This is a genomic window from Paraglaciecola sp., assembly GCF_051252315.1.
GTDB lineage: Bacteria > Pseudomonadota > Gammaproteobacteria > Enterobacterales > Alteromonadaceae > Paraglaciecola.
Window position 1 is genome coordinate 13,677 of record NZ_JBPOFP010000029.1, and the last position, 19,978, is coordinate 33,654.

Here is a 19,978-nt window from a genome sequence, read left to right on the forward strand (position 1 = left end):
TTGTTTATTTAGAGGTTTTATACTTGTTGATGTCCGTTGTTTGAGGGTAGAACCCATCAGCTTCAGCAATGTTAGAAATTTTATCTTCAAGCCAGCTTTCTTGTACGCTTTTACTGTAATTTAAGTACAGCTTGCCATCATGAATATGCCAAGCATCTTCATCAATTCGAACCGTGCGGCCTTCATCTGACATTGCATAGGCACACCAGCCTCCATATTGAGGAGCATATTTTTCTGGTTGTGCTTTGAATAAAGCTAAATTTTCTTGGCTGGAAAAACGCCAATTGGCTTCACGCCAAGTATATTGAAATTTTTTATTGCCTTTAATCGGTTTCGATTCAGTGAAATAGGCAACAGTGTCATATCCGTCAATAGCGGTATCATTAAATCGGCCAGTATTCACTGCGTCGTCTAAAGCTAATGCCGGTAGACTCAGGCAAAATGTAATAGCAACTACAATAGATTTAAATAGATTCGACATATGGGTTATTCCTAATAAAGTTTTATTTAACTTAAATAGTAAACCGAGTGTAGTCGACATTTATTTCTTCACATTTTTATCACAGATTAATTAACCCGTATTTTTAGGACTTTAATAAACCTATTTTAGTGAGTTTGCATAATGCTCGTCTCGGCCTTGAGACTGTGGTTGCATATCAAGGAATTGAAATTAAGCGGACACGAATCAGCTTAATTGTTTCTGTAACCAAGCAGAGATGTCGTTGAGTTCTTGCACACACACATTATGTTGCATCATGTAATCTTTCCAAGAAACCGGATAACCATTACTCTCTAATGTTTTAAATGCAGCGTTGCCCATAGCTATAGGTACTACATCATCTTGTTGTCCGTGAGCCACAAAAATATCTGTGTTTTTGTTGGCATTATGAGCTTCTGCTGTAAGTTTTTCTGGTTCACACATGTAACTAGACAAAGACATTATGCCAGCCAGTTTGTGTTCGTATCTTGTGCCCAGGTGCAATGCAACTACACCCCCTTGAGAAAAACCAGCCAAAATAATTTTATTGGCCGGAATACCTTGAGCAATTTCTGCTTCAATCAGCTGTTGTATTAATGCTGCAGATTCTTTAACCCCTGTGCTATCCGCACGGCTACCAAAATCCATACTTTTGATATCGTACCAAGCGCGCATTTGCATGCCGTTATTGATTGTTATTGGGCGAACCGGAGCATGAGGAAATATAAAACGAACAGCCAATTCTTGTGGCATATTAAGTTCAGGTACAATTGGCGCAAAGCCATTACCCGAGTCTCCTAAACCGTGTAACCAAATAACGGTGGCTTTAGGTGAACTTGTTGGATTAACTTCCACATAAGGTAATTCTTGTTCGCTCATTTTAATTATCTCAGTAAATTGTATTAGATAAGGTGTTAATTAGGCTCTAAGTGAAACAGGCTGTTCAGCTTGTTTACTGCATGCTTGATCCAGGAAAGACCAAAATTCAACGTCTGTTCGTTCGTCTATCCACTGTTCATTTTGAAAATTAAAATGATGCCCATTAAATTTAGTAGCCACCCATAATTGATGTAACGGTGGTTGTTTATTAATAATTATTTTGCTGCCATTTTCAAACGTCATGGTTAAAATGCTGCCGGCCGATTCGTAATCTATATCCACTTCACAGTCGTCTAACATTTCTTCAATGCTAATTAATAGGTCATCCGTCATTTGATGGTATTGGCTATCGTTCATAATATCTTGCTCGTTGTGTATTCTGTTGCTGGCAATATGCTAACATTGCTAGTTAATCGCGACATCATAATTAATGACTAATATATAAATATGCCACAGACTCTCGGAAATCTCTTTATTCTTACTGCCCCTTCAGGAGCGGGAAAATCTAGCTTAATAAAAGCTTTATTAGACAAACACCAATGTACAGATGCCCACAATAATTTGATGCAAGTTTCGGTGTCTCATACAACGCGTGCACCTAGGCCTGGTGAAGAAGACGGGGTGCATTACCATTTTGTGGACAGAGCAGAGTTTGAATCACTAATCGAACAAGATGCTTTTTTTGAATGGGCAGAAGTGTTTGGCAATTATTACGGTACCTCGAAAGTCGTTATCGAACAGACTTTACGTAAAGGTATAGATGTATTTTTAGATATTGATTGGCAGGGCGCACGTCAGGTTAAAGCACAAATTCCGGATACTGCGACTGTATTTGTCGCACCTCCTTCAAAACAAGAATTACAAAGCCGTTTAACCAAAAGAGGCCAAGATTCTGCCGATGTTATTGAGCAACGTATGGCAAAAGCCGTATCTGAGATATCTCACTACCATGAATTTGATTACATAGTGGTAAATGACGATTTTGACGCTGCATTAGCAGAGTTAGATGCCATAGTAATGACAAGACGTTTACGTAAAGAAAAACAAATCATTCGCCATCAACAGTTATTTGATAACTTATTAGGTGATTGATTTAAGTTAGTTTGATCATTTGTCGATCAAACTGCTTTTAAATCGTTTGATAAATCAGTACACTATGCGACCTTTTTTTATATTAACCCCGACGGAGATCATCATGGCCCGCGTAACAGTTGAAGATGCTGTAGATAAAATTGGCAACCGATTTGATTTGGTTTTAGTGGCTGCTCGTCGTGCGCGCCAAATTGCTATTGAAGGAAAAGAACCTTTAATACCAAGTGGCACAGATAAGCCAACCGTGGTTGCTTTGCGTGAAATTGAGGAAGGTTTGGTTACAGCTTCTTCGCTAGAAGAAGAGACACTTCGTGATCAACAAGAACAAGACCAAGCAGAATTTGCCTCAGTAGCGAATATTCTTTCAGAAGAATAAAAACATTTTTAGCTTTCGGCTGCATTTTCTTGATGTTAGCCGTTGGCTTGTTCGTTAAATCCCCGTATTCTTACTTTCTAATCTACTAATATAAGCGCTTACGTGTATCTGTTTGAGGGTTTAAAACAAAAGCTTGAGATTTATTTGCCTCCAAATAGGGTTGCAGATACTGAGCGTGCGTTTGTTGTTGCAAGAGACGCCCATAGCGGACAAATGCGTTCTAGCGGTGATCCTTATATCACTCACCCTGTTGCAGTAGCAGCTATTTTAGCCGACATGCGTTTAGATCATGAAACCATTATGGCGGCGCTGTTACATGACGTGATTGAAGATACCGATTGTAGTAAAGAAGATCTCAGTAAAGAGTTTGGTGACACAGTAGGCGAACTCGTTGAAGGTGTCAGTAAGCTAGACAAAATTCATTTCAGCAGTAAACAAGAAGCCCAAGCCGAAAACTTTCGTAAGATGATGATGGCTATGGTGCAAGACATTCGCGTCATTCTAATTAAACTAGCTGATCGCACCCATAACATGCGTACCTTAGGATCGTTAAGGCCAGATAAAAGAAGGCGTATCGCTAGAGAAACCCTTGATATTTATTCGCCCATTGCCCATCGATTGGGTATTCACGATATTAAAAATGAGTTAGAAGAGCTTGGCTTTCAAGCCATGTATCCGCTGCGTTATCGGGCACTTAAAGGTGCCGTAAAACAAGCGCGAGGTAATCGTAAAGAGATTATCGAAAACACCCAAAAAGAAGTCGAAAGCCGACTAGCAGAATTGAACATAGAGGCTGAAACCACTGGCCGTGAAAAACATCTTTATTCCATTTATCAAAAGATGAAAAATAAAGAATTGATGTTTAACGAAGTTATGGATATTTACGCATTTAGAGTGATAGTTGAATCAGTTGATCATTGTTACCGTGCGTTAGGTGCTATGCATGGTTTGTACAAACCCATCGATAATCGTTTTAAAGACTATATAGCAATCCCCAGAACCAATGGTTATCAGTCTTTGCACACTTCACTTATTGGGCCTCATGGTATCCCGGTTGAAATTCAGATCCGCACACAAGAAATGGATCAAATGGCAGATAAAGGTGTTGCGGCTCATTGGTTGTACAAAGATACCGATGATACCAGTGACACTACGGCTCAAGTTCGCGCCCGTAAATGGATGCAATCATTATTGGAATTGCAGCAAAGTGCGAGTTCATCATTCGAATTTATTGAAAACGTTAAGACAGATTTGTTTCCAGATGAAATTTACGTTTTTACGCCTAATGGCCGAATCATAGAGCTACCGTTAGGCGCTACCGCAGTTGATTTTGCCTACGCTGTTCACACTGATGTGGGTAACTCATGTGTAGGAGTAAAAGTTGAAAGGCGTCCTTTTTCTTTAAGTAAACCGTTAGTCAATGGGCAAACAGTAGAAATTATAACCTCGCCAAGAGCCAAGCCAAATGCGAATTGGTTAAACTTTGTAGTAAGTGCTCGCGCACGTGCTCATATACGTCATTACTTAAAAAATCAACGTTCTGAAGAAGCTGTGATTATGGGCGGCCGTTTGCTTAGACACGCATTAGGTAAAATTAAGTTAGACGACGTGCCTCAACAAGAAATTGATCGAGTAGTAGAAGAAACAAAACACAGTGGTTTCTCTGATTTATTAGCCGATATTGGCTTAGGAAACGAATTAAGTGCCATAGTTGCCAGACGTTTATTAGGTGAATCTACCGATTTAGAACATAAAGAAAGTAAAGTGGCAATTCGTGGCACTGAAGGTTTATTAGTTACTTTTTCTCGTTGCTGTCATCCCATACCAGACGATGAAATTGTAGCTGTGCTAAGCCCAGGTCGAGGCTTGGTGATCCACCAAACGGGTTGTAGTAATATTCGTAAACTCAGCAAAGAAGAGCCTCACCGGGTTTTAACTATGCAATGGGATGATGACGTGAATGGTGACTTTCACGCTTCTTTACGTATCGAAATGATTAATCATCAAGGAACCTTGGCTACTTTAACCAGTACGGTTGCAGCTGCAGGCTCCAATATTGTCCGTTTACAAACCGAAGAAAAAGAAAGTAACGTTTATTATATTGATGTTGAATTAACCATAACTAATCGCCTGCAACTAGCTAATGTCATGCGCAAAATTCGTATTATGCCTGAAGTACAAAAAGTGTCTCGCCACAGTCAGGCCAAAAAAAATACATAATATTCGCTACCACCTAACGAATGAATTTAAGGATAAACCTTTATGACTAAGTCAGTGATCCATACCGAAAACGCCCCTGCCGCTATAGGCACATACAGCCAAGCAATAAAGTCTGGTACTACGGTCTATTTATCTGGGCAAATTCCATTAGTACCAGCAACCATGCAAGTGATTTCTGAAGACTTTGCAGAACAAGCGCACCAGGTATTTAAAAACGTAAGCGCTGTATGTGAAGCGGCTGGTGGAAGCACAAATGATTTAGCAAAAGTGAATATCTTTTTAACTGACTTATCCAAATTTGCTACGGTAAATGAAATTATGAGCCAGTATTTTGATGAACCTTATCCAGCAAGAGCGGCCGTTCAAGTGAGTGCCTTACCCAAAGGTGTACAAATCGAAATCGACGGTGTTATGGAATTACCAGAATAAACGTTGTTTAAATCATGTTTTTAGATATTAAAATGTCGCCCGAACGTAATACACGTATCAGGCAATTACTCGCAGCACGCCAAACTAGTCTCACTCTGTGTTTAGAGCAGCTAGACAAACCCCATAATGTTTCGGCTATTGTGCGCAGTTGCGACGCAGTAGGTGTGCACGAAGTTCAAGCTATCTGGAAGAAAAAAGCTGAAATCCGTAAGGGAACAGCTATGGGCAGCGAAAACTGGGTGCACAGTCGAGAACACGCTTCTATTCAAGATGCGGTGGGATATCTAAAACAGCAAAATATGCAGGTGTTAGTGACCAACCTTTCTGAAAAGGCGGTCGATTTTCGCGAAATAGACTACACCAAACCCACAGCAATTATTTTAGGCCAAGAAAAACACGGTGCCACCCAAGAAGCCATTGAGCTAGCCGACCAAGAGATTGTTATTCCAATGGTAGGAATGGTGCAATCGTTAAACGTGTCGGTAGCAGCAGCGTTGATTTTGTACGAAGCCCAAAGGCAAAGGCAGATATCGGGCATGTACGATAAATTACAGTTGTCTGAAGCTGAATGCCAAAAGGTCTTATTTCAAGGTGGCTTTCCTAGGTATCGAGAAATATGTGACCGAAAAAACATTGAATATCCTTACGTAGACGAAAATGGGCATATTCAAGCTGACGAAGCCTGGTGGAGAAAATTACAATTATCTCCCTCCTCGCCTTATCAAGGTATGCGACTTAGAGACTTAAAGGGGTTCGGCATAAAAAGCGAAGAAATGTTGGCCAAGGTAGATATCCATTCTGTAGAACAATTTATGGCCGCTGATTCGTTCGAATTGTACAAACAAATAAAACAAAATATAGCGGGCACTGGTCTCAATTCGATTTATGCATTAATCGGAGCCAAAGAAGGCAAACATTGGCAAAATGTTGCAAAACATCAAAAAACAGAAATCCTATTAAAACTAGATGATATGGGACTGGCACCTAAATAATAAGGACTGACGAAACAATATGGACACGGATAATAAAGTCTTAACCCGGGCAAAGTACGGTGTGTTTACCGGCACCTTAGCCGGTTTTGCTGACTACTATAATTTGAATCTATCTGGACTTAGGTTTGTATTTATAGTGCTATTTTTATGTGGTTTTATGGGCTTAGTCTTGTACATCGTTTTACGATTAAGTCTTCCCGCCTTCGAAGAACGAGCCCATTTATTAGCTGAATTACAAGCTAAACAAGAATAAGGTGTACTCCTTCAATTCAATCCCACAATCCCTCAGTGTGAGTGCGTTACAAAGGCGGGAAGAATTCTGTTAGCAGTTATCTGCATGGTTGTTTCATTTCTTTCATGGGCAGTTGTAACAATGACCAGATCTAGCTCTTTAACCAATATGATGTATTGCCCCAACCCCCTTGAGCTGAAATAGTAGAGTAAGTTTAATCTTCAACTTTCATATCGATTTTCCAAAATCACATTGAAGTTCATTTTCCTGTAACATAATAAAATACTATTTAAATCAGGTGTTAATACATGCTGCTATGCAGATTCATTCTTGTATGCGTGTTTGCTTTCTCTGAATCGATTCAAGCCAAACCACTGCAAATTCTTACTATGGAGAATGCTCCCTATAGCTTTACCCAAGATGGTGAAGTTAAAGGCATTGGGGTTGAATTAGTTAAAGAAGCGTTTAAACGGATGAATCAGCCTGTCCAGATCTCAATCGCGCCTTGGGCAAGAGCTATGGAGCAAATAAAGAGTGGGGCGGTAGATGGTTTGTTTAATGTTTATAAGACGCCAGAGCGAGAATTATTTGCTGATTATTCAGCGCTATTACATGATGAAACTGTGGTTTTATTTGCTCGAAAAACTTCCGAAATTGAGTTTAATGGTGATTTGGCTGCCTTGAGTCAGTATAAATTTGGAGTGATTCGAGGTTACAGTTATGGTCAAACCTATGATAAAACTGTTAAAGATGGTGTGATTAAGAATATTGAACTATTGACGTTAACAGAACAGTCTTTACGAATGTTAATGATGAAGCGAATTGATATTGCACCGAGTGGTAGGCATGTGGGTAAATACTATCTACATAAATTGGGTCTACAGGCTGATATTAAAGAGTTATCGCCACAGCTTGAAACCGTACCAACTTATTTAATTTTTCCCAAAAATAACAAATCGAACGACATTCGTTTGCAGTTTAACCAAGCGCTCCAGTCAATGCGTGATGATGGAACCTATGAAAAAATATTTCAGGATTTTTACCCAATGTTGGAAGAGAATCTATCCAAAACAACTTTGAATTAAAATGGCTTTGTCTTTGAGTAGTTAAAAATTCAAACAAGGGTGAATTAACAAGGGACGTTTATGAAGACGATAAATAAAAGCATACGGGTAAGGCTGCTGTTTTATATCATAGCAGCAAGTTCAATCATCACTTTTTTGTTTATACTTTTACTGTTGTGGACTGATTTACAAGACAACCTTAGTGATGCCGATAGCCAAGTTGATCAAATGGAGTCAACCGTAATCCCCGCATTAAAAGGCAGTTTGTGGAAGTTTGACGAAAGCCAAATCAGGATCAGCATGGAAAGCCTGTTGTCACTGCCAAACGTTATCCATGTAGAACTTAATTGGAATGAAACCCAAACGGGTGATCAAAAAATTGAATTGGGCGAAAAAGAAAGCCAAACCTATAGTGACAATGCAATTCGGCAACATGATCTGGTTATTAAAGGCAACAATGCAGAAGACTACTATCTTGGTGAGCTAATTCTTACTACTTCAGATGAGAATGCATACAACAATCTATATAAAAGTGCGTTTTATATAACAGTCTTACAAAGCTTAAAAACAATCCTAATTTCGGTCATTATATTATTTATTATCCGCCAAGTTTTAACCCGGCATATTCTTGATATTTCCAATCAATCTAAAAAGATAAACCTGTCAAATTTGAAGGGCGTATTTTCACTTAATCGAAAAACGAACAATATTGATGACGAGTTAGACGAGGTGGTCTCTGCCTTAAATCAAATGCGATTGCGAGTCATGCAGGGTATTGAGCAAAAGCTTATTACCGAGAGTGCGCTGGCAAAAGAAATCGAAAACTCGCTCGAAAAAGAAAAATTGGCTTTCGCTGCAAAACAATCAGACCAAGACAAGAGTTTGTTTTTAGCCTCTATTAGCCATGAAATTCGTACCCCGATGAATACCATAATGGGTTTTACCCATTTATTGAAAAAAGCAGATTTAAAAGAGGATGACAGGCGGCACCTTAATTATATTGAAAAAGCAGCTAACTCTTTGCTGCTGTTGATAGATGATATTCTAGATATATCCAAGTTAGATGTAGGCAAAGCAGATGTAGAGTCGATTCCTTTTTATTTTGACGATGTGATTGAAATGGCAGCTGCTACATTTTCGCACCAAGCCAAAGAAAAGAATTTGCTGTTAGGTTTTACAGTGGAAAAATCTGTTCCACCAAAGGTGTATGGCGATCAAAATCGTTTACAGCAAATCTTGAACAACCTGCTGAGTAATGCACTTAAATTTACTCATCAAGGTAGCGTAAACGTCAATGTCACTTGTATTGATTGCCAAAATTGCCAAATCCAATCAGTAGATAAAGGCGATGAAAAGAACCAAGCACAAGAGCAGCAAATACAGTTTACTGTAACCGATACTGGTGTCGGTATTGATCCTGACTATATCCCTAAAATTTTTGAGGTATTTACCCAAGAAGATGCATCAACGACACGTCGTTATGGCGGCACTGGTTTGGGCATGCCTATTGTTTATAAATTAGTAAAACTGATGAGGGGCGAGATTACCGTTGAAAGTCAGGTAGCTGGAGTTAATCCTAACGCTAAAACCGGCAGCAGAATCACATTTACCTTACCGTTTAGCGTTTGTGCAGATTTTGAAAGCGAAGAATTGCAGTTAGATGAACAAGTCGCCACAGAATATAAATTGCAGGGTTACCATATTTTAGTTGCCGACGATGTTGAAATGAATCAGGCGTTAATGGTTTCAATGTTACAAAGCGTGGGAGCACAGGTATCCGTTGCAGAAAATGGTAAGGCTGCTTTAGAACAAGTTAAGCAACAGCAATATGATTTGTTGTTAATGGATATTCAAATGCCGGAAATGAATGGTTTTGAAGTAGCGAACAGAATTCGACAACTGAATGATGAGGTGGCCAACATACCCATTATTGCCTTAACAGCAAACGTAATGCACGGTGTAAAAAAACAATGTATTGCTGCAGGGATGAATGATTTCCTTAGTAAACCTTTTGACCCAGATACCTTATACAAAAAAATACAAAGTTGTTTGTCATCAGCGGCAAAGTCTTCAGATAGCACTTTTTCTAATAAAGCAGCCGAAGGACAGGTTTTACCGACCTTGGATGATCGTGTGTGGTCAGGCATTAATGTGGCCAAAGGTATGAAGCGTTGGCCCAATAACCCAAGTGAATACTTTCCTTATTTACTCGAATTCCTAGCAGAAATTCGACATAGTAGAGCGCAGATTGATAAATACCTTGAAAATAATCAGCTTGAGGATTTAAAAACCTTGGTTCACAAAATTTCGGGTTCCGCATCGTTTTTGGCTCTTGACTGTTTATCTACCACTGCGAGTTTGATCGAAAAAACCATTTTCGAATCAAACCAAGTAACTGGTTTGATGCTAGAGCAATATAGTAAAGCGCTTAAAGAAGTACTGGATAACCAGCAAAAAGTTGAAAAAAGAGCAAAACTTGAAGAGTCGTAAAGGTGGAATGAATTGATGAAAATAGCCATAGCCGATGACCATAACTTAATGCGAGCGGGTTTTAAAAGCCTGCTAACGGCATTGGGTCATGACGTTATTGCCGAGGTCGACGACATTCCCGCACTTGCGGCATTAATGAGCGATGCCGATGTTGACTTATTAGTTAGCGATTTTGATATGCCCGGTGGTGAACTATTGCCTCTTTTAGAGGAAATCAGACTCAATCAGCCTCATCTAAAAATAATTATTCTAACCGGCTTGCAATATGCGGCCGTGTTTCAACAGGTACTTGCCAGCCAAGCCAATGTACAAGGTTTATTATCTAAGTCAGTAGACCCTGACGTAATGCAGCAAGCAATCACTACCGTCAGTCAAGGTGGACAATTTATTCAGCAAGAAATTAGTCAATTGTTGCAAAATAGTGCCCATGATTTAACAAAAAGAGAAAGGCAAGTACTCAACTTGCTGGCCATTGGTCGTAGCAATACAGAAGTGGCGAATGAACTATTCCTTTCTATAAAAACCGTCGACAGCCATCGCATGAACTTAATGAGAAAACTCGAAGTGCGCAATATAGTGCAGTTGATTGAACGCGCCAGAGAATTAGGTCTGACCGGATTATAAATTTGTAGTACAACCTTTTCGCTCGGTAATTAATCAATAAATCCCTATTTTTCTGTTATTTATCCCTCAAAATCAGGTGATCACCTGATATGTCATTGTCTAATTTGTAACTATCATAGGCCGCACATAGCACCTTTTTTAACATTGTGGTTTTTCAAACCTAACTTTTATTATAAAAAACAGAAGCAGATTAATTATGAATAAAAAACTATTATGCTCACTACTTTTGCCGCTGCTTCTAACAGTATCCAGCAACGTATCTGCGTTACTGATAACACTGGAAGATAATATAGCTGACGGTATAAATATCTCTTCTAATGATACGGATTTTTGTCGTGCCTATCCCTTCGCATGTTTGTATGACGATTACGAAGTTGGCGAATTCGACCTTACAAGCTTAAACCTTATTTACAACAACCCAATATTTAATAGTGCAAAGATAATCTTTGATTTTGATGGAACCGATGTTAGAACCTATAACTCGTACACCACAAGGGTGACTAGTTCAATAACTGAGTATCATCGTGATAGTATTGATGCATATGAATCGGGCGTTGTAACGGTTGCAGGCGGTGCGAATTCTGCCATTCCATTTACTTCATCTAACAGCGAAACTCGTGAAATTATTAGAGACGAGCTTGTATTTAATCCTGTCTCATTTCCTCCTTTTAAGCGAATTATTGACGTGGAAGTACTTACTGAGGAAATTAACGGTGGTCCATTGCAGATGGAATGGTTTGCTAGCGCACTCGATCTGGAAAATATGATGACTACGGGAAGTTTGATGTATCAGGTGAGAGCTTTGTCAGGTGACTTTGATTTAAATTTTGCCCGATTGGAAATAGATTTAACTGCAGGGGAAACTATAACTGTTCCTGAACCGACAATGTTGTCGCTACTGGCTTGCTGGGTTATTTTTATTCTTCGGCGCAAAGGAATATCTGCTAGAAAATAAGCGAAGTTAGATTTATATCCAAGATGTTTAGCGTAATAACTCTACCCTAAAAATATAGGGGCCTTAATAAAAAAATAGGCTCCTATTTTTTGTTATTTATCCTCCAAAATCAGGTGATCACCTGATAGTCCTTTAGTGTCATTCTTATTAACATAAAACAAACTAGCCGTTATTACCGCGTAATTTATCAAACTTGTCATCGCACTTGATGTTTATAAGATAAGGAAAATCCCATGAAGCGAATTCTCAAACAAACCATTATGCCAATAGCCATTGGTTTAGCTTGCCTCTCAAGTCAGGTAAACGCTGCCGAATATAAGCTCTATTCAGATACGGGTCTTGTACTTAAAGACGGTGTGTCAGTAGACAATATTAATGGAGTCAAGTTTAAAAAGTTTCTGACCAGTGATGGAAAGCTTTTTCAATTGAATATTGCTGGTGATCTAACACTTGGAGCTACAGATTCGTTAACAGCGGCGGGAGGGGATCGCGGTGTATCAATTGTCGTAGCGAATAATGCCTATATTCATGCAGATGCCGTTATTGATTTTTCTAATGGCAAAAGTGGTGGTGGTTATGGTGGCGCTGGTGGAAGAGGAGGTACAGGTGGAGAAGGAGGCATAGGTGGCAGGGGAGGTCGAGAATTTGAATTAGTACTGTTTGGCTCACAGGCAGGTAAAGGAGGCGCGGGTAACAGACCTTCTTGTTTTGGTTTATGTGCAGTAGGTCATGGTGATGGCGGTGTTGATGGTGAAGACGGTTTAGATGGACATATAGGTGGACTAGGGTTCGCTGGCCAGGATGGTCAGGCCGGTCGTATTGGTTTAAATAACCATTATCTTGCTGCTGGGCGAGGTGGTGATAACTACGAACTAGGATTTACCCGTGGCGGTTTAGGAGGAACAGGAGGAGATGGTTCGTGGGGAGGCGAAGGTGGTAGAGAACAGGAGGTTGGTCTTGAAGCCACTAATGGAAAGGCTGGATTTACAGGAGACGATGGTTATGCTGGAGATAACGGAAATGATGGGGCAAGTGGTATAGGTGGTTCTGGGGGATACAATTGGGGGGCTGGCTTAGAAATATCAGGTGGTGCCTCTGGTGGTGGCGGCAGTGGCGGTAATGGTGGTAGCGGTGCTGGAGGTAGTGGCGGCGGCGGTGGCGGCGGTGGCGGTGGCGGTGGCGGCAGCACACTTACCGTTAATAAAATTGGCGAACCCATTAGGGGTGGAGATGGCGGTAATGGTGGTGCCGGAGCACAAGGCGCGCTTGGTGGTGATGGTGGCGATGGACAAAAAGGAGGTCGAGGAGGACATGGTGGTGGTGCCGTGGAATTTATCGTCAGAGGACAGTTAAATGCCAATGGTCATTTTAATGCGCAAGGTGGAAATGGACAGGCGGGTACGGGTGCTACCAATGGCTTAACCGGAGGTGCAACTCAGGCCGGTGATTTCGGACAAGTTGGTGAAGGTCGACAGCAATTAAGTCAAGACGCTGTAATTACCATAACCTCTGGTGGCGGTGGAATTGGTGGAAAAGGTGGTACTTCTCACCAAGGTGCGACAGGTGGTGACGGCGGTGAGGGAGGTATTGGTGGTGGTGGTGCAGGAGGCACAATTAAATTAGTGGCATCGGTATTAAATGTAGCAGGTGCGAGTGTCGACACGAGTGGCGGCAATAACGGACAAGTTAGCCAAGGTGGTAATGGTCGCTTTATCTCTGGTAGCAATGTATCAAGCAGTGGACCAACATTAACAGGTGCACGCACCACTAGTGCTCCTACGGGCGTGATGGGTGAAAATCCTTACAATAAACAACCAGGTACATTGATCCCCTTTATTCCTAACTTAGTCGGAGGAGCTGAAACCTTCGGTTTACTTGATGGTATTACTTCACAACACAACATATTCAACAGCTTTCTTGATGCTAAACCAAACGATGGCATTGGTGCATTACTGCGACTTGATAAAGGTCCTTTAGATTATGCCTTTGATTTTATAGGGTTTGATATGTTGCTGTTTTTGTCTTTATCGGATGGCGATCAGGCAAATCCAATGTTGGGTATTGATCCAACAGCTACCAACCCTAACTTTCTGGTTAATCTTATGCACGGCGGTTTTGCCAAAGATCTGAGTTTTGGAGGTTTAGGAGACACTATTATGAACTTCCTAGGTCCCTTCAAAATATTTGCCACGTTAATTTCAGAAAGTGATAATTTCTTCAATGCAACATTAGGTGATGCGTCTTTATCTGGCACAAGTTTGCAAAATGGTGAAATTGCATTTCTTAGAGGTTCTGCATATGTTCACCAAGACCCTATAGAAATTGGTGGTCCAATTGATGACTCAGGTACAGTAGACGTTGATAATCCAACTGATAACTCTGGGCCAACTGAAGTGCCTGAACCGAGAACGGCATTAATGCTGTTATTGGGGGTGGTAGGGTTGTTTGCGACACGAAAGGTAAAAAAGCATAATCGCTGCAATTAGAAAACCTCGTATTTCCGCTTTGCAGCTCTGGGGAACTATAGGTTAAGCAAAATGGCTCCTTTGGGAGCCGTTTTTGTTGTTTGTTGATTTGCACAACTAATTTTAATTAAACCACCAATAGCCGTTAACGTTCTCGACTGTCTCTAATCACTCTACCCTGACGGTCTAATCGAATCACTATTCATGCAACCAAGATCTGTCTAAGACTTATGAAAACAGCAATTCGGTGTTGGTAAGTACCTGCTTACATTGCTAGTATTATCTGGCAATCTCTTAGTTTGAGTGCGTTACAAATGCGGGAAGAATTCTGTCAGCAGTTATCTGCATCATTCTTTCTTTTCTATCATGGGCAGTTGTGACAATGATCAGGTCTAGGTCTTTAACCATTATGATGTATTGACCGCCACCCCCTTGGGCAGATGTAGTAAAATAGCTTTTATTTGCGACTTTCATATCGGCTTGCCAAAAGTAATAACCATAACCGGGATTAGTTACATTGTTTCCTGCAAAGAATATGTCATCTTCGTTTATTTGTAGCATTCTATTTGTCGCTTTTTCTAAATAGACCTTTGATATGAGTTGCTGGTTATTCCACTTACCTGTATTTATTATTAACATGCCCCACTTGAGCATGTCCCGTGATGTCATATTTGACCAATAAGATGCCATTGGCAGTCCGCTTACATCGTCTTTCCATTTAAAATTGGTGATGCCTAATTTGTCTAACAGTTCTTTTTGTATAAAGTCTTTGGCAGAATTAGGTACCACGGCATCCAGTACTTGCATGACTAATTTTGGATCGTTATTTTGATAGTGGAATTGTTGATATTCTGCGGTTATAGGCAGACTATTTTCGAAATAAGTTTGGACTTGTGCTTGTCCTAATAATTGATTTGAGCTTTGCGGAATCTCTTTTATTTTTTCTCGCTTTATTCGTATTCCAGTACGCATACTTAAAGCTTGATGGAGCGTAATATTTGCCGCTCCAGAGACAAATTGAGTAGGGTCTAGGTTGTTCAGAAAGCTGGTCAAAGGTTTGTGCAAGTCTTCCATGGTTAGGTAACCTAATTGAATTGCCCGCCCTATTGCTAAACTGACAAAAGACTTGGTAGTTGATGCTTGTTTATGGGGTAAATCTATTCGGCCCCGTGCATAATAAGACTCAAACACTAATCTGTCTTTGTGGGAAATAAGCAGGCTATCAAATGCGCCAAATTTGTTATTGGTTATCTCTGTAGCCAAATTAATAATGGCTTGTTTATCACCATTGTCTGCCCCTAGTTTACCTACCAAAATACCGTCATTCTTGGCAATCGGAATGGTGCTTATATAAGGTGTTTTGAGATAAGGGATATCTGCAAATGCGCCGTTAATCTCGGTTTGTGTTGCTTTGGGAGCAATATCGGCCTCGATGTTTTTGGTTGCATGTAAGCTAAAACTCCCCAATGCAGGCAGTATCATAACTATCATTAACTTAGAAAGAGTGAGCATTACTTTTCCTCAATGTTTGAATAATTTGCGCATCTACCCAGTAGATATCAACATTCTTGTTGTTATCGTCGATACCTCTATTGAAGAGTAGGTATTTACCGTCGGGTGTGACAGTGCCAAAAGCATCCCATTTATTTGAATTAACCTTTTCCCCCATGTTAATTGCAGCGCCCCAACTACCATCTACTTGTTTGAAACTAATATACAAATCAGAATCGCCAAAACCGTCTTCGCGCACACTGTCCCAAATTAAGTAACTTTCATCGGGGGCGATAAACGGATGTGCGGTCTTTTTTCCGGAGTTAATAACAGAATCTAGTAACACTGGGTCTTGGCGTTTGCCGTTCTTGACGGTGGATATACGAATTGCAGCACTTTTGAAGTCATCAAATACATAAGTGCCTTTGGCTGATGCGGATAAACGCATAATACCGTACTCTTTGCTATTGATTTTGGGGCCTAGTTTTTTGGTTTCTGACCAACCTTCGGCTGTTCTATCTTTATAACCCTTAGCCATGTGCATCCGAGACCCGTCTGGAGAAAACGTGACTTCGCCTTTGCGTTTGAACTCAGTGTGTTTTTTCCAAACATTGTTAAGTTGGCGAAACCCAATAACTTTACTTGGCGTACCTTCGCCTTCATTTGTAGTGAAATAGAATTCTTGCATGCCGGGTGCAAACACCCCTTCTAATTCCCAGCCTTGTTTGGATATGATCCCTGGGGCAAAGGGTTCGGCTGTTTTACCAGGTGGGGTTTGCCCCATATATGAGCCTTTAAGAACGGGGAATTCATGTTGACTATAACTTTTGCCACTTATGCTTAACAAAAATACAAACAGTACATAAAAACGATAATGTCTGTTCATTGTGTATTTTCCTGTTTTTGTAATTTTGATAACCAAGTGATGCTGTGAACACCCGTTAGAGGAAATGCACCAGCATGACTTCCATCAAGTACGCGGTGTGTTATAGATAAGCTTTTGTCCTGCTTATTCTTTAACATTGCAATGAGTTTTTCGGTCTCTTTGCCTAATTTATTCTCTAATGAACCGTATGAAATAAAGACATTGGTATTTTTGTTTTGATGTTTTTTTGCTGCTTGCTTTTCAAGCTCCAATAAATAAGGGATTCTTCCGCTCATTGATGGACTGCCTAAAATGTAATTTTTAAAAGTGTCGGGCTTTAACATCAGTATATAAGTACCGAACTGACCACCAAGTGAATAGCCGAAATAAGTACGATTGTCGGGCTGAGTGTTATATGTTTTTTCAACATACGGAATGACATCGTTACGAATAAAGTCTAAATGAACATTGGCTTGACCAAATTTATATTTGGCTTGTTTTTCAGGATCTTTTAACGCCTTAATTGAATAGTCTTTAAATCTACTTACGTGTGCTTTTTCGTTTTTGATGTTTTTCTGCCAAGAAATACCAACTAAAATCGCATTTTCCATTAAGTATTCAGTGGCTCCAGACAACATATCGATGTGCCAAACGGCGTCAGTAAAATAAATCACGGGGTAAGTCGTTGAGTCGTCTTTTACATATTTATCGGGGAGTTTTATGTAAAGCTCATACGGTTCACCTGTTTGAGTGTTTTCGATTGGCACTACTTGAGTTCTGGGCATTTCGTAGGATTTAAATTCACTTGCCTTTACGGCCAATAAAGGCAGTAAGCAGGCAAACATTATAAATAAGCGCGTCTTCATATTTATCTATTCCTTGTAGAGTTTAAATAAGGTCACAACGCCAATTTAAGTGTTTGCAGTTTAAATACTTGAAGTTAAGCTGATTTTTAGCTGATTTCTGTCTGATAAATAAAATATGTTTATTATCAGTAGGTTACAAAGTTGAATTTGGTGGTTAACGGGTTTATGCTAGCTTTATCTAAGTCGCTTCAGCGAGCGACACCCGCCACTTTTATTCTGGTAAGAGGTTATATGCAGGAACAATATTGGATTAGTGGTTTTTTTATTGATTTATCTAGGAACCAAATCACTCAAAATAAACAATCCCAAACATTAGCTCCAAAGGCATTAGCTGTTTTAACCTACCTAGCTGAAAACCAAGGGAAAGTGGTAAGCCATGATGCTTTATTAGCAAAAGTCTGGCAAGACACAATAGTCTCACCTAACACGCTTCAAAGAAGTATTGCTCAATTGCGAAAAGCTCTGGGTGATGATGAGAAAATTTATATCAAAACTCATGCTAAACAAGGGTATAGCTTAGAGTGTGACGTTAGGTGGGGAGAACAGACAAAACATAAAGCATTGCCAGAAAAAACAGCTCTGGTTGAGGATAATAATGCCGTCGAACCAAGCAAGATAAATATAATTGAACAGGAATCAGTTTCTGAAAAACCTGCGAGATCGGTATTAAGCATCTTTTCAATTGTCTTGGGTTTTTTGTTGTTGGTTGTTATTGGTTATAGATCTATCACCGTCGAAAAACCTGCAAAACTCACAATTGGTGAAATTCGGTTATTAACCACTACCGATAATAAAGAACTTGCCAGTGTTTATTCACCAGATGGTAAATACGTTGTTTTTCATCGTTATTCCGAACAATTTTGCGCCAATAATATTTGGGCAAAAAACACCAAGACACAAGAAGAGTTTCAGCTCACAAAAGACTTAGATTCACATGGGAGTCATAGCTTTTCCAAAGATGGTAAAAAACTCGTATTCATTAAAAGCGCCGGTTGCAGCAAACCGACTACCCAGAAACAATGTTATGAATTGATGAGTTTAGACTTTATGTCTGCACTAGAATCTCCGCAGTCACCTAGGGTGTTGGTAGAATGTAAAAATTCGAAAATAAAAACGCCCATATGGTTAAACAACAATAATATTGCCTTATTACAAAAATATACTGATCGTTGGAAGCTAATTACTTATTCAATTAGTGATAATCAAAGCGGGGTAATTTATGCGCTCGATGACGGCAATATAATTGATTACGATTATTCCCCAGTAGACGACCTTATTGCATTAACTAGCATTCATGCTGACGGTCACTATTACATCGAAGTTCTGAAAACAGATGGGCAGCTTGTATCCAGACACCGAATCAATTATCCAGAAGAAGTAGCAAAATTTAGGTTGGTATACCCCAATTTTTCGCCTTTAGAAAATCATCTGGTTTTTAGTACAGGACGACAACTGTTCACTATGTCTTTCGATGGTAAAGTCACGAATGTCAGCTTGCCTTTAGATAGCGCAATAAGTACACCTATATTTCATCCAAATGGCGATCGAATGATAGTGATCAGCGGACATTATGACAGTGATATTGCTGCTTTAACGTTATCAGAAATAAGTGATAATCAATCTATAGGCAAAATTAGCAAGGAACAAAGTTCTGTTCTAGAACGCTCAATACTTGCTGAAGACAACGCTATATTTCAGCCTAATGGTGAGCTTATCGCTTTTGAGTCTAGACGCTCTGGAGAATCTCAAATTTGGGTCACGAGCGGTAAAGGTGCAAAGCAACTTTCTGACTTTCCTATGGATACTTACATCTATGGTTTTGACTGGTCAGCCGACGGTAACAGTATTTTAGTGAATGCCAATAATGTTCTTACACAAGTGAACTTGGACTCCAGTCAGCATTCATTTGATTTGGTATATCCTGTGGTGGATCTTTTCCAATGGGACAGCCATAACAACATCGCATTAGCGTTGGTACGTATTAAGGGTATTGTAAAATTTGCAGAGGTTAACTTAGTTGATTCTGATGTCCGTATTATTAATGACAAATTGGTTAATTGGGCGCTAAAAAGCAACAAGGACGAATTGATTTATGTTGATCACATGGACCGATTTTGGCGCCAAGGTTCGGCAGAAGACGAAGTAATAGAAGCGTTAAATGGCCGAGGGAAAAATAAGCAAAAATTCCTGATAAATGGTGAAGTCATCTACGGTGTCAATGGCAAACTAGCATTGTGGTCTTACGATTTAAACAGTGAGGAATTTAAAACTTTAGGTAACCTTCCTAAAAATACTGATGAAATCACTGACGTAGATGAGACTCAGTTATTGATTTCGGTGCGTATTTCAGCAAGAAAAGAAGTGGCTGAACTTTCTCTAATTCCTTAAGGGCCTTTATTCCATATTTGGTCACTGTCGATTGTTGAGCTAGAAATTAACTCATGTCTTATGCTTGGGGTT

Annotated in this window: 18 protein-coding genes and 1 pseudogene; 13 read left to right on the forward strand and 6 right to left on the reverse strand. The window is 39.8% G+C overall.

What is annotated here, in order from left to right; genetic code table 11:
* Window positions 1–4 precede the first annotated feature (4 nt).
* The 3 genes from ACSHXM_RS07770 to cyaY all read right to left on the reverse strand — a co-directional run bounded on the left by ACSHXM_RS07770 (window position 5) and on the right by cyaY (window position 1,714).
* Window positions 5–481, reverse strand: coding sequence for a YHS domain-containing (seleno)protein (locus ACSHXM_RS07770; protein ID WP_435688184.1), 477 nt, complete (start codon window positions 479–481; stop codon window positions 5–7).
* A gap of 204 nt (window positions 482–685) precedes the next feature.
* Window positions 686–1,357 carry an alpha/beta hydrolase gene (locus tag ACSHXM_RS07775; RefSeq protein ID WP_435688185.1) on the reverse strand — a complete coding sequence of 224 codons (672 nt, stop codon included), beginning with the start codon at window positions 1,355–1,357 and terminating at the stop codon, window positions 686–688.
* 39 nt (window positions 1,358–1,396) lie between these two features.
* On the reverse strand, window positions 1,397–1,714 hold the full coding sequence (gene cyaY, locus ACSHXM_RS07780; RefSeq protein WP_435688186.1) for an iron donor protein CyaY: 318 nt from the start codon (window positions 1,712–1,714) through the stop codon (window positions 1,397–1,399).
* Window positions 1,715–1,804: 90 nt separating this feature from the next.
* On the opposite strand from cyaY, the gene gmk reads away from it, so the two are divergent.
* The 12 genes and pseudogenes from gmk to ACSHXM_RS07840 all read left to right on the forward strand — a co-directional run bounded on the left by gmk (window position 1,805) and on the right by ACSHXM_RS07840 (window position 14,317).
* Window positions 1,805–2,449, forward strand: coding sequence for a guanylate kinase (gene gmk / locus ACSHXM_RS07785; RefSeq protein WP_435688187.1), 645 nt, complete (start codon window positions 1,805–1,807; stop codon window positions 2,447–2,449).
* Window positions 2,450–2,552: 103 nt separating this feature from the next.
* Window positions 2,553–2,825 (forward strand): DNA-directed RNA polymerase subunit omega, encoded by a 273-nt coding sequence (rpoZ, locus tag ACSHXM_RS07790; RefSeq protein ID WP_435688188.1) that lies wholly within the window; start codon window positions 2,553–2,555, stop codon window positions 2,823–2,825.
* Window positions 2,826–2,927: 102 nt separating this feature from the next.
* Window positions 2,928–5,045: a bifunctional GTP diphosphokinase/guanosine-3',5'-bis pyrophosphate 3'-pyrophosphohydrolase gene (spoT, locus tag ACSHXM_RS07795; RefSeq protein WP_435688189.1), complete on the forward strand. Its 2,118-nt coding sequence runs from the start codon at window positions 2,928–2,930 to the stop codon at window positions 5,043–5,045.
* A gap of 42 nt (window positions 5,046–5,087) precedes the next feature.
* Window positions 5,088–5,474, forward strand: a complete 387-nt coding sequence (locus tag ACSHXM_RS07800; protein WP_435688190.1) for a RidA family protein — start codon at window positions 5,088–5,090, stop codon at window positions 5,472–5,474.
* 32 nt (window positions 5,475–5,506) lie between these two features.
* Window positions 5,507–6,181: pseudogene (gene trmH, locus ACSHXM_RS07805) on the forward strand (tRNA (guanosine(18)-2'-O)-methyltransferase TrmH); the annotation flags it as partial.
* Between the two features lie 21 nt (window positions 6,182–6,202).
* Window positions 6,203–6,466 carry a TfoX/Sxy family DNA transformation protein gene (locus tag ACSHXM_RS07810; protein ID WP_435688208.1) on the forward strand — a complete coding sequence of 88 codons (264 nt, stop codon included), beginning with the start codon at window positions 6,203–6,205 and terminating at the stop codon, window positions 6,464–6,466.
* Between the two features lie 19 nt (window positions 6,467–6,485).
* Window positions 6,486–6,719: a PspC domain-containing protein gene (locus ACSHXM_RS07815; RefSeq protein ID WP_435688191.1), complete on the forward strand. Its 234-nt coding sequence runs from the start codon at window positions 6,486–6,488 to the stop codon at window positions 6,717–6,719.
* Window positions 6,720–7,006: 287 nt separating this feature from the next.
* Window positions 7,007–7,783 carry a substrate-binding periplasmic protein gene (locus ACSHXM_RS07820; RefSeq protein WP_435688192.1) on the forward strand — a complete coding sequence of 259 codons (777 nt, stop codon included), beginning with the start codon at window positions 7,007–7,009 and terminating at the stop codon, window positions 7,781–7,783.
* Between the two features lie 60 nt (window positions 7,784–7,843).
* The gene (locus ACSHXM_RS07825) at window positions 7,844–10,252 is read left to right on the forward strand and encodes a response regulator (protein ID WP_435688193.1); all 2,409 of its coding nucleotides are present in this window, start codon (window positions 7,844–7,846) and stop codon (window positions 10,250–10,252) included.
* 15 nt (window positions 10,253–10,267) lie between these two features.
* A complete protein-coding gene (locus tag ACSHXM_RS07830) occupies window positions 10,268–10,876 on the forward strand; it encodes a LuxR C-terminal-related transcriptional regulator (protein ID WP_435688194.1) in 609 nt (202 codons plus the stop codon).
* 196 nt (window positions 10,877–11,072) lie between these two features.
* Window positions 11,073–11,831, forward strand: coding sequence for a hypothetical protein (locus tag ACSHXM_RS07835; protein ID WP_435688195.1), 759 nt, complete (start codon window positions 11,073–11,075; stop codon window positions 11,829–11,831).
* A 233-nt stretch (window positions 11,832–12,064) separates the two neighbouring features.
* Window positions 12,065–14,317 (forward strand): PEP-CTERM sorting domain-containing protein, encoded by a 2,253-nt coding sequence (locus ACSHXM_RS07840; RefSeq protein ID WP_435688196.1) that lies wholly within the window; start codon window positions 12,065–12,067, stop codon window positions 14,315–14,317.
* A gap of 273 nt (window positions 14,318–14,590) precedes the next feature.
* Here ACSHXM_RS07840 and ACSHXM_RS07845 read toward each other — a convergent pair whose 3' ends face one another.
* From ACSHXM_RS07845 to ACSHXM_RS07855, 3 genes are read right to left on the reverse strand one after another with little or no spacing between them, the layout of a single operon-like run.
* Entirely contained in the window at window positions 14,591–15,808 is a 1,218-nt protein-coding gene (locus ACSHXM_RS07845; RefSeq protein WP_435688197.1) for a serine hydrolase domain-containing protein, read from the reverse strand.
* The gene (locus tag ACSHXM_RS07850; RefSeq protein ID WP_435688198.1) at window positions 15,792–16,673 is read right to left on the reverse strand and encodes a hypothetical protein; all 882 of its coding nucleotides are present in this window, start codon (window positions 16,671–16,673) and stop codon (window positions 15,792–15,794) included. The genes ACSHXM_RS07845 and ACSHXM_RS07850 overlap by 17 nt, the downstream gene beginning before the upstream one ends.
* Window positions 16,670–17,518 carry an alpha/beta hydrolase gene (locus ACSHXM_RS07855; protein ID WP_435688199.1) on the reverse strand — a complete coding sequence of 283 codons (849 nt, stop codon included), beginning with the start codon at window positions 17,516–17,518 and terminating at the stop codon, window positions 16,670–16,672. Before ACSHXM_RS07855 ends, ACSHXM_RS07850 begins: the two co-directional genes overlap by 4 nt.
* A 165-nt stretch (window positions 17,519–17,683) precedes the next feature.
* On the opposite strand from ACSHXM_RS07855, the gene ACSHXM_RS07860 reads away from it, so the two are divergent.
* Window positions 17,684–19,906 carry a winged helix-turn-helix domain-containing protein gene (locus tag ACSHXM_RS07860; RefSeq protein ID WP_435688200.1) on the forward strand — a complete coding sequence of 741 codons (2,223 nt, stop codon included), beginning with the start codon at window positions 17,684–17,686 and terminating at the stop codon, window positions 19,904–19,906.
* Window positions 19,907–19,978: the final 72 nt, after the last annotated feature.

Coding starts and splice junctions, on each gene's coding strand:
- ACSHXM_RS07770 (WP_435688184.1), bottom strand. CDS start 481: ATGTCGAATCTATTTAAATCTATTGTAGTTGCTATTACATTTTGCCTG.
- ACSHXM_RS07775 (WP_435688185.1), bottom strand. CDS start 1,357: ATGAGCGAACAAGAATTACCTTATGTGGAAGTTAATCCAACAAGTTCA.
- cyaY (WP_435688186.1), bottom strand. CDS start 1,714: ATGAACGATAGCCAATACCATCAAATGACGGATGACCTATTAATTAGC.
- gmk (WP_435688187.1), top strand. CDS start 1,805: ATGCCACAGACTCTCGGAAATCTCTTTATTCTTACTGCCCCTTCAGGA.
- rpoZ (WP_435688188.1), top strand. CDS start 2,553: ATGGCCCGCGTAACAGTTGAAGATGCTGTAGATAAAATTGGCAACCGA.
- ACSHXM_RS07800 (WP_435688190.1), top strand. CDS start 5,088: ATGACTAAGTCAGTGATCCATACCGAAAACGCCCCTGCCGCTATAGGC.
- ACSHXM_RS07810 (WP_435688208.1), top strand. CDS start 6,203: ATGCGACTTAGAGACTTAAAGGGGTTCGGCATAAAAAGCGAAGAAATG.
- ACSHXM_RS07815 (WP_435688191.1), top strand. CDS start 6,486: ATGGACACGGATAATAAAGTCTTAACCCGGGCAAAGTACGGTGTGTTT.
- ACSHXM_RS07820 (WP_435688192.1), top strand. CDS start 7,007: ATGCTGCTATGCAGATTCATTCTTGTATGCGTGTTTGCTTTCTCTGAA.
- ACSHXM_RS07825 (WP_435688193.1), top strand. CDS start 7,844: ATGAAGACGATAAATAAAAGCATACGGGTAAGGCTGCTGTTTTATATC.
- ACSHXM_RS07830 (WP_435688194.1), top strand. CDS start 10,268: ATGAAAATAGCCATAGCCGATGACCATAACTTAATGCGAGCGGGTTTT.
- ACSHXM_RS07835 (WP_435688195.1), top strand. CDS start 11,073: ATGAATAAAAAACTATTATGCTCACTACTTTTGCCGCTGCTTCTAACA.
- ACSHXM_RS07840 (WP_435688196.1), top strand. CDS start 12,065: ATGAAGCGAATTCTCAAACAAACCATTATGCCAATAGCCATTGGTTTA.
- ACSHXM_RS07845 (WP_435688197.1), bottom strand. CDS start 15,808: ATGCTCACTCTTTCTAAGTTAATGATAGTTATGATACTGCCTGCATTG.
- ACSHXM_RS07850 (WP_435688198.1), bottom strand. CDS start 16,673: ATGAACAGACATTATCGTTTTTATGTACTGTTTGTATTTTTGTTAAGC.
- ACSHXM_RS07855 (WP_435688199.1), bottom strand. CDS start 17,518: ATGAAGACGCGCTTATTTATAATGTTTGCCTGCTTACTGCCTTTATTG.
- ACSHXM_RS07860 (WP_435688200.1), top strand. CDS start 17,684: ATGCTAGCTTTATCTAAGTCGCTTCAGCGAGCGACACCCGCCACTTTT.